A 12,564-nucleotide genomic window follows, 5' to 3' on the forward strand; every position below is an offset into this window, starting at 1 on the left:
CCTGGCGCGACCCGTATCCGACTGACAGCAAAACGGAGACAACCGGCATGCTTCGCTATCTGCTGGGACGCTTTTGGCAAAGTCTCGTCCTGCTCCTGCTGGTTTCGGTGATTGGCTTTGCCGTCCTGAACCTCGCTCCGGGCGGACCGCTCTCGCAGTTCACTCTCACCCCGGGAATGACGCAAGCCGATCTTGACCGGATCGCCACGCAAATGGGTCTTAATCGACCTCTTCCCGTGCAGTACCTCGACTGGCTGGGGCACCTGCTTCGCGGTGACTGGGGACGTTCCTTCCGGGACGGCAGACCTGTGCTCGACATCATCTGGGGCCACCTTCTCGCGACGCTGCTGCTGATGGGCGTATCGACTGCGATCGCCATCTTCGTCGGCACCTGCGTAGGTGTACTGGGCGCGCTCAAACGGTACTCGATCTTCGACTACGCTGCGACGGTCGGCGCGATGGTGGCGTTGTCGATCCCGACCTTCTGGTTCGGGTTGATCGCGATTTACATCTTCTCGCTCCGGCTCAGATGGCTGCCGGCCGGCAACATGTACACGATCGGCGACGGCTCGCTCGGTGACTATGCGATCCATCTCATCATGCCGAGCATCGTTCTTGCGCTGGTCAATATCGCCGTGTGGAGCCGCTATATGCGGACCGCGACGCTCGACGTCATCAATCAGGATTTCGTCCGCACTGCCCGGGCCAAGGGACTGAGGCCCCGACGCGTGCTGATCCGTCACATCCTCGGAAACGCTCTGCTTCCGATGATCACGCTGCTGGGGCTGCAGCTGCCGACAATACTGGGTGGCGCCCTGGTGACGGAAACCGTCTTCACCTGGCCCGGCATGGGACGGCTGTTCCTCGATAGTCTCGGCTACAGCGACTATCCCGTGGTGATGGGCCTGCTGATGATGTCGGCAGTTCTCGTCCTGGTCGGCAATCTGGCTGCCGACCTCGCCGTCGCGTTCGTCGATCCGCGCATTCGATTGAGCTGAGGAACGAAAAAATGAGCCAGTCGGAATTACTCGTCCCCGCCCGCTCCACGCAGCCCTGGTGGCGCAGCCGCACCGTGCGCCGATTTGCCCGCCATCGGCTGGCGATGTTCGGCCTGGCCATGATCATTGTACTGGTCCTCGCCTGCGTCATCGGACCCTTTCTCCTGCCCTTTGACGATCTCTACATCGACCTGCGTGGCCGGTTCTCCCCGCCGTTCACCGGCTATCATTTCTTCGGCACCGATCCGCTCGGACGCGACATCGCGGCGCGCCTCCTCATGGCTGGCCGCATTTCGCTGCTGGTCGGTTTCGCTGCCATGCTCCTCAGCATCGTCTTCGGAACCGTGCTCGGGATTGTGGCCGGCTTCTTCGGCGGCCGCATCGGCACGGTGCTGATGCGTTTCGTCGACGCGATGCTGTCCTTTCCCAACATCTTCCTGCTGCTGGCGATGGCTGCCTTCATCAAGCCGAGCCCGACCATGATCACGCTGATCATAGCGGCGACGAGTTGGATGGAAATCGCGCGCATTGTCGAGGCGGAAGTGCGCTCCCTGCGCGAACGCGACTTCGTGGTCGCCGCCCGGATGCTCGGGCTCAGCAACAGCCACATCATGTTTCGCGAGCTTCTGCCCAATGCGATCGGCCCGATCATCGTCGCGGCCACGCTTACCGTCGCCCGTGCCATTCTTCTCGAAGCCTATGTCAGCTTCCTTGGCTACGGCATCCAGCCGCCGCTGCCGAGTTGGGGAAACATGCTCAACGGCGCACAACAGTATCTCGATAGCGCGCCGTGGCTGGCGATCGTTCCTGGCGCCGCCATCACCCTGGCGGTCACCAGTTTCAATTTTGTCGGCGACGGGTTACGCGATGCGCTCGACGCGCGAAGCGATTTGCTGTGAAGGCTGCTCGGCGTGACGAGGTTTTCGCCGTTCGAAGTCTCACTCTGGTATGCGACCGCGACGCAGCCGCCAAAAACCGGCCCGTTGCAAGGATGCAGGCGGGCGAACGTCTGCATCGTCGGCGGCGGCTATGCCGGATTGACGACCGCGCTCGATCTCGCTTGCGACGGCATAAGCGTTGTTCTTCTCGAAGCCCAGGAGATCGGATTTGGCGGCTCGGGGCGCAATGCCGGCCACTGCACGCCCACCTTCACGCACTACAGCCTGCCCGAACTGCGCCCCATGTTGGGCGAGCCGTGGGCCGAAAGGTTGATAGCCCGGCAGACAGGGGCCAACAGACAAGTCGCCGGGATGATCAAACGTTACGGCATCGACTGCGAATGGCAGCAGAACGGCTACGTCATGGGCGCGCTGACGCCAGGCGCCGTCGCCAAGCTCGAGGCAAAGGCGCAGCAGTACAATGCCGTTGGCGCCAAGACGCGGGTGCTCGACAGACAAGCGACTGAGGAAATGACCGGCAGCCCGCGATATCATGGCGGCTGGTTTCATTCCGAGGCCGGTCACCTCAATCCATTGGGATATGCAAGGGGCTTGGCCCGTGCCGTCATGGAGGAAGGCGGCACAATCCACACGCGGTCGCGGGTCCGCGACGTCGTGCGACAGGATGGTGCTTGGGCAGTGCACGCCGGCGAAGGAACCGTCGTCGCCGACAAGGTTATCTTTGCGACCGGCGCCTACACCGTCGACGGATGGCCCGGCCTCGACCGGACCTACAAAATCCAGAGGGTGTTCGTCGCCGCCACCCAACCGCTGACCGCCAGCGAACGCCAAACCATCCTGCCACGCAACACGACGATGCATGACGGCCGCGGCGACATCTTCGTCTACAAGTACAACGCTGAGGGACGCATCGTCGCCTCGATGTTCCCGATGGGCCGTCGCGGAAGGGACATGACGTTCACACACCGCCTCATGTCCGATCGCCTACGCTGGCTCCATCCGCAGCTCAGCAGCGATTTGAGATGGGAGTATTTCTGGTTCGGCGAGCTGGATATGCAGAAACGCACCATCCCGCGATTCTATCAACTCGCGCCGGGCGTCGTCGCGCTGACGGGGCTATCTGGTCGCGGCGTGCCGACCGGAAGCATGCTCGGCGGCATACTCGGCGAATGGGCGAAGGACGTCCCGGAAAAAGACCTTTCGCTGAAACTCGAACCGCTCCGGCGGGCACCCTTCTTCATGTCGTTCGCTCCCGCTGCCATGTTGCGGTACTATCGCATCTCGGACTGGCTGCGGGCAAAGACGAGCGGGGCTCAACTCCCACCTCACGCCTAGCCAGGATCGAAAGGAAGATTCGCGACGCCTTTCGGATCTCAAATTTATCGGCTCGGGAAGAATGCCTTTGACGTCCAAAAGTAATCTATTGAGATTACTCGAATTTTCGTAAAATACCGTCAGCGGAAAATATCGCCATCTCTTGAAAATCAAAGCTTGCCGATATCCGGTTCAATTGATGACGTGGTGCGTATGGTCAACAAGACCGCAAATAACCCTATACTTTTCCGCGCTAAAATGGCCGCTTCGCCGAATTTCGCACGTCTTTGCCTACTCCCACTCGATTGTTTTGATCTAACAGCACAATTTTTTCCGAGCGCTATCTCGAGCCGTGGATCGCGGCAGCCAGCAAAAGCCTTATCGCGTCTTTCGCCAATGGCATCCATTCGCGACCACGCAGCCGTCCGCGGCGCGATCACCGAACCTTGGCCGAATGGCCAAACAGAGGGGCAGGTGAACAAACTCAAGCTGGTCAAGAGGATGATGCATGGTCGTGGAAAGCTCGACCTCGGGCAAGCCAGATTGCTCGGGGCTGCCTAAACACCAATATCATCGAAATTGCGTCAGATCCCCTATTCCATGAAAAATCACAGCTATGGCCACCGATTCTTCGCCGCCGCGTAACCTTTGGCCGTGAAGAAGCGAAGTAACTAGAAGCGGGTCTTGGTGACTTGCTGCCTGGCGGCCATCGGGGCCGCTTCCAACCGATCGGAGGAACAAATGTCCAACCGCATGTTGTCTGTCGTCGTTGCCACCGCCTTTGCCGCTGCCGTCGGCTCGCTCGCTGCTGCGCCCGCCGGCGCCGCCAGCAAAGCCGAGATGGAAAAAATGATGAAGGAGAACCAGGCAAAGACGATGAAGGCCATGAAGACCGGCAAATTCGAGCAGTGCTACGGCGTTGCCCTGAAGGGCCATAACGACTGCTTCGCCGGAGCTGGAACGACCTGCGCCGGCACGAGCACCGTCGACTATCAGGGAAATGCCTTCAAGCTCGTGGCAAAGGGCACCTGCACCGCCATGGAGGTACCGGGCGGCCACGGCAGCCTCACGCCGAAAGCCTGACGGGACCAACGCATCCAATTCGGCGGCCGAAACTGCGCCGTTTGACCAAGGCGGACAACACACCGCTCGGCTTGGTCACCTCCCTAAATTCTGGAATGAGGAGCATCGCCATGGCGCCACAAAATGATGAGCAGAGCCCGCGCCGGATTGCAATCCCACCCCGCGCTGGCGTTGGGCTCAAGCCTGAACACTACCGAACGATTCTGGATACAAATCCGGACATCGGCTTTTTCGAGGTGCACGCCGAGAACTACATGGGGGCGGGCGGACTGCCACACCGCTATCTTAGCCGGATCCGCGACAATTTTCCGTTGTCCCTGCACGGCGTAGGGCTGTCGATCGGCGCTGATCGTTCGCTCGACCGCGATCACCTCAAACGATTGAGCGAGCTCATCGAGCGCTATCAGCCGGGGCTGTTTTCGGAGCATCTCGCCTGGTCGACCCACGACACGGCGTATTTCGATGATCTGCTGCCGGTCCCATACACCGCTGAAACACTTTCGCGTGTCGTCTCCCACATCGATGAAGTGCAGGAGACGCTCGGGCGGCAAATGCTTCTGGAGAACCCATCAACCTACCTCGCCTTTGCGGAGAGCACCTATTCCGAGATCGACTTCATTGCCGAAATCGTGCGGCGGACAGGCTGCGGTCTCCTCCTCGACGTCAACAATGTTCATGTCGCGGCTACCAATCAACAATGGGATCCAATCCGTTACATCGACGAATACCCGCTCCCGCATGTTCAGGAGATTCATCTCGCCGGCTATACGCGTGAGGCGGACGAGAAAGGACGGACGCTCCTGATCGACACCCATGACCGTCCGGTCGACGAGATCGTCTGGGGTCTCTACGGGCACACGATAACGCGACTCGGCCCGCAGCCGACCTTGATCGAATGGGATGCTAAAATCCCGACTTGGACAGAGCTGAAGGCCGAGGCGGAGCGGGCTGAGGCGATCATGTTCGCGATCGGCCGGAAGGAGCAGAGCCGTGCAAGGTTTGGCTGACCGGCTGCAAGGCTTCGCCGCAGCACTGCTTGACCCGTCGCTCGGCGTCCCACCCGGTCTCGTTGGACCGGATGGCGAGCCGAGCCCAAAGAGATTTGCGGTCTACCGAAACAATGTCGTCGTTGGCCTTACGGAAGTGCTCAAGGCCAATTTCCCAGCGGTGTGCCGCATCGTAGGCGAGGAATTCTTCGACGCGATGGCGCGCATCTTGGTGGCCTCCGAGCCGCCAACCTCGCCGATCCTTCTTGAATACGGTGCGGGATTTGCTGATTTCATTGCTGGGTTCGAGCCCGCCGCGTCCTTGCCCTATCTCCCCGACATCGCGCGGATCGAACGGGCCTGGATGGAGGCCTATCATGCTCGCGATACACCGCCGCTTGAGGCAGCGGCGCTCGCTGCCATACCGGATCGCCATGTACCGTCCCTGAAATTCAGCGTTCACCCGTCCCTTCGTCTGGTCCGCTCTCCGTTTCCGGCGCTGACGATCTGGCGAATGAACGTCGGCGATGGCGTGCCGGGGCCGGTGGATCTTGCGGCCGGCGGCGACGACATTCTCGTTGTTCGGCCAGCGGCTGAGGTGGAACTCCGCGCAATGCCGCCCGGAGGCTACGAATTCGTGATGGCGCTCGAGCAAGGCCAATCGCTCACCGAGGCCATGAAGACCGCACTTACAGCGGATCCGCGTTTCGATCTCTCGGGCAACATCCGCGACCTCGTCGCAGCCGGAACGTTTGTAGACTGTCACCTCGATCAAGAGCCAGAACGAATGACCAGAATGAAATGAAAAGAGCGGATGGCCCGATCATGAGTAGCGAAGGACCAGGAATGAACGGAACCAGCATTGCGAGCGTCGAACGTGGCATTAGCACCGTTCTCGAATGGCTGCGGCAGGCAGCCTATTTGGTGGCACCGCTGGTTCTCCGCATTGCCTTGGCGCTGCCCTTCTTTCGATCTGGCCTGACCAAATGGGACGGGTTCCTGTCGCTGTCTCCAACAGCGGTCTTCCTGTTCGAAGAGCAGTTCAAGCTGCACATTCTCGGCGGCGTCTACGACCTCCCGGCGCCGGACATGCTGGCGTTTATCGATGCTCTCGCCGAGATCATTCTTCCAATCTTGCTGATCGTGGGATTTGCAACGCGGTTCAGTGCTCTTGGCCTCCTTGTCATGACCGGCGTCATTCAACTTGTCGTGCCCGACGGCTGGGCAAATTTCCATCTGCCCTGGGCCACAATGGCGGTCGCACTTATTGCGATCGGTCCGGGCGCGCTGTCGCTCGATCACTTGATAGCCGCGATCTTCAGGCCGCGAAAGCCGCGAGGAGTTGCGTGATGGCCGCTCGCTCTGCTGTAGGGCATGCAGACCTTTATCAAGGTCTCTTCCTCATCCGCGGGCGTGGCCGATGACCCAGGAGCCGCGTAGCCACGTGTCTCCTTTGAGGCTCGTGGCGGGAAATCAGCAGCGCGGACCAGCCGACCGCGATGATGGACACAACGTTGGGCGCAAGAAATCGGCAATCTCCGACATCGATTGGACGATTCTCATGGCGCGTACTCAGGACGGTGACTCGGCGGCCTATCTTCGGCTCTTGGAGGAAGTGACGCCGTATCTTCGCTCTCTCGCATCGCGGCTGCTTAGGAATTCGCAGGATATCGAAGATGCTGTTCAAGACGCTCTGCTGACCTTGCATTCCATTCGCCACACCTATGATCCGACTCGACCATTTGGACCGTGGCTGGTCGCCATTGCGCATCGCCGCTTTGTCGATCGGCTGCGGGGCCAGGGCCGCGTGAGAGCTCGAGAGACACCGCTAACGCCCGAGCACGAAACCTTTGCGGAGCCTCAGGCGAATCTAGACGAGAGACTGGATCGGCATGGCCTGCACGACGCGATCGACAATCTTCCTCCCTCGCAAAGGCAAGCCATCCGGCTGCTAAAGCTCAATGAGATGTCGCTGAAGGGGGCCGCGGCGGTAAGCGGAAGCTCCGTTGCATCACTCAAGACCGCAACCCACCGCGCCCTCCAAAACCTTCGAAAGATGCTGACCGATCGGAGCAAGAGTTGATCAAGACACCAGACCTCATCGCATCGCTTGCGACAAACCTGACCCCGGTACGGCGCTTGCGTCCGCCCGTGAGGCGCGCGGCCCGCTGGCTTCTGCTGGCGGCTGTCGTGCTGACGCTACTTGCCGTTAGCCAGGGGCTTCGACCGGACCTCGCGCAAAAGCTTCAGCAGCCTGCTTTCGCCATCAGCATGGTGGCTTCGCTGCTGACCGGCGTGTTGGCGGCGATCGCGGCCTTTCTGGTCAGTCTGCCAGACCGGTCGCGCCTTTGGCTTCTTCTTCCTGTGCCCGCGCTAGGCGTTTGGCTATCGAATATTGGCTATCAATGCCTGGCTCAGTGGATCGGTGTCGGCCCGGAGGGCGTCAGCCTGGGAGAAGCAGCCCGCTGCTTCGCGACGCTCGTGCTGACCAGTCTCCCGTTATCGCTCTCGATGCTGGTGATGCTGCGTTACGCCGCGCCGCTCCGGCCGACGGCGGTGACCTTGATGGGCAGCCTGGCTGTAGCGGCGATCACCGCGACTGCGTTGTCGCTGTTCCACGCCATGGACGCCACGGCGATGATCCTGGTGTGGAATGTCGGCACTGCCGCCCTGTTCGTCGGGCTGGGAGGACTGTTCGGTCGCAAGATATTCCGATGGGTCGCGCCGCGCACATTGTCCACCCGAGATTGACGCCCGGGGACGTCAGGAACGCACCCCATTGACGAAAGCTTCCGGACGAGATCGCCCCTTCACCTCGGACGAGAGGCACTGCCTCGTCCAAGGCAACGCACCCCATAACTCTAGGAGATAACTGTGCAAAGACGTCTGCTTCTTACTTTCGCGCTCGCTGCGTCGTTGGCTTCATGGATGGCGATCTCTGCCGCGAGCGCGGCAGAACGCAACACCTTCGACACGGCAAGCTTCGAAGCGGCACAGCAACGCGGCGCGCGAATCCTTGTCGATATCTCGGCGACGTGGTGTCCGACCTGCAAAGCCCAGAAGCCGATCATCGATTCGCTTGCCGAGCAGCCGGTGAACAAGGATCTCGTGATCTTCGCGGTCGATTTCGACAGCCAGAAATCGGTGGTCCGGGAATTCCGCGCCCAGAGCCAGAGTACCTTGATAGCATTCCAGGACAAGACGGAGACAGGTCGCTCGGTCGGCGATACCGATCCAAACTCCATTGCGGCCTGGTTCGCTCGACATTGATCAAGTGAGGACGACATCATGGCAACCGGCAGTGTCCTGTTTGCCCTCTTGGCTGGCATCCTCTCGACGCTGTCGCCTTGCGTCTTGCCGCTCTTGCCGCTCGTTCTTGGCGCCGCTGTCTCCGAGCACAAGGCGGGGCCGGGACATCGATGAGAGCGTGAAGTCGGGAGACGACTTTCCAGCCCGCATCTATGTGGTGGTCAAACGCGGCATACTCGGAGCGAGCTCGCTCGCCCTCAACTACGTCTGGGCAAGCCAGCATAGCCTGGGCAGCGAATGGCCGAGCCCCTACTCGGATCGGGTGCGCCTGGTAGCGACCGACAGCGGTCAACAGGGGCTCGGCGCCTGGGTCAATCGCAAGCGCAATCTGCGGGACGATCTCAAGAGGGCGTTCGGTCAACACATTACTGAAATCGATGCCGTTGCGATCATGACGGACGCCGACGATCATAAGGGACGCGCGACGGCATTTTATGGCGACATCTGGTTCAGTCCGGAATAAACCAGGCTGCAACCATCGACGAATCGTTGGTCGATCCAGCGCTTGAGCCAAAGGGCGGTCCTCAGGAATTTGTCCATGATAGACGCCCGGGCTGAACCGACCGGGACGACCCGCTTGCTCACGTGGCCCGTACGCCTTCAGCCAGGGCGACCGCCGATCGTGCGATGCTGCAAAGCCGGTCCCTGTCTCCGCCCGCCCGCGCCAGAACGCGCAGCGAGATAACAGCCGACAATATCAGGCGGGCCGTGGTGCGCGTATCCTGATATGGCTGCCGATGCCGCTCAGCCGGAAGCCGTTCCAGCGCACGATGGAAGCCGTCCTCGATTTCGCGCAGGCTCGCCTCGATCAGCTCTGCAAATTCCGGATCCCATGGTGCGACCTCCATCGCCGAATTGACGAGCAGGCATCCACGGCGGTCCTTCAGTGACGCTGCGACAAGATCGTCGAAGAAGGTCCGGATCCCACTGATCGGATCATCGCTGGCGTCAAGCTCCGCGATCCTTCGCCGCGCATAGGTGTCGAGATAGGTGTCCAGACAGTGCCGGAACAGGCGACGCTTGTCGCCGAACGCATTGTAGAGACTGGCGCCGGTCATCGACATCGCGCTCGCAAGATCGCGCACGGACGTCGCTTCATATCCGTGACGCCAAAACCGATCCATTGCCGCACCTACTGCTGCTGACTGGTCAAAAGCTCGAGGTCGCCCCATTTGGTCCTCTCTAACCCATTCCATATCTCGTCGCCGCCCTTGCCAAGCCGATCAAGCTGTGTAAGTTTTATATCGATCGATCTAAAATTACAATCCCGCCCAGCGGGCATGTATCACAAGGAAGGCGTACGATGACTATCTCTTTTCCCCACCTTCTTCCGCGCCAGACCGTCCCTGAACTGAGGGTGCCGGTTGTCGGAGGCAACACCTATGACATCCGCAAGGAGGCTCCGGCGACTTTCTCGCTGATCGTATTCTACCGCGGGCTGCACTGTCCGATTTGCAGGATCCAACTGAAAGATCTCGAAACCAGGCTTGGTGAGTTCGAGCGTCGGGGCGTCTTGGTCGTGGCGATTTCTTCCGACGATGAAGAGCGCGCACTTCGGACGAGCCTCGATTGGCAATTGTCGCAGCTTCGCATCGGTTATGGGCTGCCCCTGCCGGTCGCCCGCGAGTGGGGCCTTTATGTTTCTCATGGCCATGGGAAGACGTCCATCGGAATAGAGGAGCCTGATCTCTTTTCCGAGCCGGCGCTCTATTTGGTGCGCCCCGACGGGACACTCTATTTCGGCAGTGTCCAGACAATGCCGTTCGCACGGCCCCATTTCGCGGACATGCTGGGCGCGATCGATTTCGTAGTGAAGAACAATTACCCGGCGCGAGGCGAGGTCGACGTAAACTTTGAGCCTGCTGAAGCGAAGTAAGAGCAAGACCCTAATCGCTTCGGCGCCGAGCGTGGCCGCCGACCACCAGGAGCCCGCTATCCCCTAACCACTGGAACTCCAGTATCGATGCGCCGACCAGACGCGTCAGCCACATTCGTGTGACAAGCCAGGTAGTTGCCTATGGTGACGCGAATTCACGAACGTGGCGGAATCCCGCCCCGAAATGGTCCGTAGGCATGTCGTTCAAGACCTGTTGGTCGGTAGCGGATTCATCACGCTGCCCTGGGCCGGCACTGTCTCGGGCCCGGAGAATTCCCAGCAGTCCACTGACTGAATGTCAGGCTTACGCCTTTCGGACGTTCAGGTTCAAAGGCGTCTGCGCGGGCGAGGTGCTCGTCGTTCCAGACCGCACATTCTGTGGCTTCGGATCGCATCCTCCCAGCACCTCGAAGAGAGGGTGCAGCTCCGCGAACCGATGTCGCTGCGAGATGGCACAGTACGTGCGGGATCCGGCTCGCAGGGTTGCGCGACCAGTTCCGACCGATGGTGACCGAGAAATGATCCATTCACCGGATCGATGATCGGCGAGGCAATATCAAGTACCTGGATTCTCGCAAAATACCGTCAGGCAAGGTATGTCCCCTGAAACAGCTTTTTCTCTAACAATTTCAAAACTTAAGCCTCTGGAAAAATACCGTCAGCACGCTGATTCAGCTGACGGTATGTGACCGGCCCCTGTTGGATGCTCCATATCGCTCCGTATGGTTCCGCGCCTAAGCAAAGGGCGCTGCACAAGATGGGACTTCATGCAGGTCCTAGGATGTGGGCCTTGCGTGGTATGATTTCGCGGTTGGTAGCGATCAGCTGCCGCTGTCCAATTCCGTTCCGGTTCGCAGGCACTCCAGATAGGCGCGATAGGCGAAGCTGCGGTCGCGCTTCTTCCCCGTGGTTTCCACGAGAATATTGGCTTCGGTCAGCGCCTCGATCGCACGGATCGCGGTCGGCTTGCTTACGCCGATCAACTTTATGACCGAGGCAACGCTCACGATCGGATGACGCGGCAATTGCTCGAACAGTCTTACTGCCGAGACGGAGGCGGACTGGGCTCCGAGCAGTCGCACCCGGTCCGCGGATACGAGATTGAACAGTTCCCGTGCCGTAGCGACGGCTTCATCGGAAATCGTGGCGACCCCATCGAGAAAGAAGTCGATCCAGCCCTCCCAGTTCCCTTCCAGCCGGACCAGATCGAGGCGCCGGTAGTACTCTTCCCGGTGGCGTTTGAAAAACAGGCTGAGATAGAGGAGCGGCGCCTTCAGCAAGCCCCAGTGCTCCAAGAGCAGCGCGATCAGAAGTCGCCCGATCCGGCCGTTGCCGTCGAGATAGGGATGAATGGTCTCGAACTGCACGTGGAGAAGACCCGCCCGCACCAGCTTCGGTAGCGGATCGTCGACGGGGATGTATTTCTCAAATTCGCTGAGAAGCTGGGGAAGCTTGTCCGGTGGCGCCGGGACGTTGGTTGCATTGCCTGGCCGGCTTCCTCCGATCCAGTTCTGGCTGCGGCGCACGTCTCCGGGCTGCTTGTTCGAACCACGCACGTCGCGCATCAACCGTTTGTGCGCCTCGTTCAGGAGCCGCATGGAAATCGGCAGCCCCTGCTTCGACGCAAGCTGGTCGCGGGCATAGGCGAGCGCGTCGAGATAGTTCGTGACCTCTTCCACATCGGCATTGGGTGCCGGCCCCTCTTCGGCCTCGAAAGCGAGAAGGTCCACGAGTGATGCCTGCGTGCCCTCGATCTGCGACGAGATCACTGCCTCCTTGCGCACGAAGGCATAGATGAACCAATCGAGGGAAGGCACCATATCGCCTGCGAGATCGAGCCGATCGAGCGCCTGCTCGGCTTCCCGCAGACGATGTTCGAGCTTGCCTTCAACAAAGAGTGCCGGACGCGCAGGCGGCAGATCGAACGGGATGAACGCATCGACCTTCTCTGCGCCTGCGGTTACGTTCTCGTATCGGCCCGTTGTTCGCTTCGGCATTTCATGACGCCCAATTGGGGACAGCTTCGTTCGGATCGAGGCGAGCAAGGAACGATAGCGTTCCTTGGCGACCTCTTTGGGAACGAAGTCTTTACTAGCGCT

General features: G+C 60.4%; 14 protein-coding genes and 2 pseudogenes. 14 read left to right on the plus strand and 2 right to left on the minus strand.

Annotated elements, in window-relative coordinates:
* Positions 1–47 precede the first annotated feature (47 nt).
* The 13 genes and pseudogenes from EN859_RS28160 (at position 48) to EN859_RS38340 (ending at position 9,052) form a co-directional block, all read left to right on the plus strand.
* Positions 48–998, plus strand: coding sequence for an ABC transporter permease (locus EN859_RS28160; RefSeq protein WP_127855990.1), 951 nt, complete (start codon positions 48–50; stop codon positions 996–998).
* An 11-nt stretch (positions 999–1,009) separates the two neighbouring features.
* Complete coding sequence (locus tag EN859_RS28165; RefSeq protein WP_127855991.1) at positions 1,010–1,897, plus strand: ABC transporter permease; 888 nt, start codon at positions 1,010–1,012, stop codon at positions 1,895–1,897.
* Positions 1,898–1,909: 12 nt separating this feature from the next.
* Positions 1,910–3,232 carry an FAD-dependent oxidoreductase gene (locus tag EN859_RS28170; RefSeq protein WP_127855992.1) on the plus strand — a complete coding sequence of 441 codons (1,323 nt, stop codon included), beginning with the start codon at positions 1,910–1,912 and terminating at the stop codon, positions 3,230–3,232.
* Between the two features lie 323 nt (positions 3,233–3,555).
* Positions 3,556–3,772: pseudogene (locus EN859_RS28175) on the plus strand (ISL3 family transposase); the annotation flags it as partial.
* A gap of 180 nt (positions 3,773–3,952) precedes the next feature.
* The gene (locus EN859_RS28180) at positions 3,953–4,294 is read left to right on the plus strand and encodes a DUF2282 domain-containing protein (protein ID WP_127855993.1); all 342 of its coding nucleotides are present in this window, start codon (positions 3,953–3,955) and stop codon (positions 4,292–4,294) included.
* A gap of 110 nt (positions 4,295–4,404) precedes the next feature.
* The gene (locus tag EN859_RS28185) at positions 4,405–5,301 is read left to right on the plus strand and encodes a DUF692 domain-containing protein (protein WP_127856040.1); all 897 of its coding nucleotides are present in this window, start codon (positions 4,405–4,407) and stop codon (positions 5,299–5,301) included.
* A complete protein-coding gene (locus tag EN859_RS28190) occupies positions 5,285–6,085 on the plus strand; it encodes a DNA-binding domain-containing protein (protein ID WP_127855994.1) in 801 nt (266 codons plus the stop codon). The genes EN859_RS28185 and EN859_RS28190 overlap by 17 nt, the downstream gene beginning before the upstream one ends.
* Positions 6,086–6,126: 41 nt before the next feature.
* Positions 6,127–6,630: a DoxX family protein gene (locus EN859_RS28195; protein ID WP_127855995.1), complete on the plus strand. Its 504-nt coding sequence runs from the start codon at positions 6,127–6,129 to the stop codon at positions 6,628–6,630.
* A 70-nt stretch (positions 6,631–6,700) separates the two neighbouring features.
* A complete protein-coding gene (locus EN859_RS28200) occupies positions 6,701–7,363 on the plus strand; it encodes an RNA polymerase sigma factor (protein WP_127855996.1) in 663 nt (220 codons plus the stop codon).
* Positions 7,360–8,031, plus strand: coding sequence for a DUF1109 domain-containing protein (locus EN859_RS28205; RefSeq protein ID WP_127855997.1), 672 nt, complete (start codon positions 7,360–7,362; stop codon positions 8,029–8,031). The genes EN859_RS28200 and EN859_RS28205 overlap by 4 nt, the downstream gene beginning before the upstream one ends.
* Before the next feature lie 123 nt (positions 8,032–8,154).
* Positions 8,155–8,550 (plus strand): thioredoxin family protein, encoded by a 396-nt coding sequence (locus tag EN859_RS28210; RefSeq protein WP_348632950.1) that lies wholly within the window; start codon positions 8,155–8,157, stop codon positions 8,548–8,550.
* 18 nt (positions 8,551–8,568) lie between these two features.
* Positions 8,569–8,691: pseudogene (locus EN859_RS28215) on the plus strand (cytochrome c biogenesis protein CcdA); the annotation flags it as partial.
* A gap of 16 nt (positions 8,692–8,707) precedes the next feature.
* The gene (locus EN859_RS38340) at positions 8,708–9,052 is read left to right on the plus strand and encodes a DUF3047 domain-containing protein (RefSeq protein ID WP_189502288.1); all 345 of its coding nucleotides are present in this window, start codon (positions 8,708–8,710) and stop codon (positions 9,050–9,052) included.
* Positions 9,053–9,170: 118 nt separating this feature from the next.
* Here the strand turns inward: EN859_RS38340 and EN859_RS28220 are convergent, their stop codons facing one another.
* Complete coding sequence (locus EN859_RS28220) at positions 9,171–9,785, minus strand: TetR/AcrR family transcriptional regulator (RefSeq protein WP_127855998.1); 615 nt, start codon at positions 9,783–9,785, stop codon at positions 9,171–9,173.
* A 107-nt stretch (positions 9,786–9,892) separates the two neighbouring features.
* Here EN859_RS28220 and EN859_RS28225 point away from each other — a divergent pair, with 107 nt between their 5' ends.
* Positions 9,893–10,465 carry a peroxiredoxin-like family protein gene (locus EN859_RS28225; protein ID WP_127855999.1) on the plus strand — a complete coding sequence of 191 codons (573 nt, stop codon included), beginning with the start codon at positions 9,893–9,895 and terminating at the stop codon, positions 10,463–10,465.
* 821 nt (positions 10,466–11,286) lie between these two features.
* Here EN859_RS28225 and EN859_RS28230 read toward each other — a convergent pair.
* The gene (locus tag EN859_RS28230) at positions 11,287–12,510 is read right to left on the minus strand and encodes a Fic family protein (RefSeq protein ID WP_245525739.1); all 1,224 of its coding nucleotides are present in this window, start codon (positions 12,508–12,510) and stop codon (positions 11,287–11,289) included.
* Positions 12,511–12,564: the final 54 nt, after the last annotated feature.

It is taken from the genome of Mesorhizobium sp. M00.F.Ca.ET.216.01.1.1 (genome assembly GCF_004010325.2).
GTDB lineage: Bacteria > Pseudomonadota > Alphaproteobacteria > Rhizobiales > Rhizobiaceae > Mesorhizobium.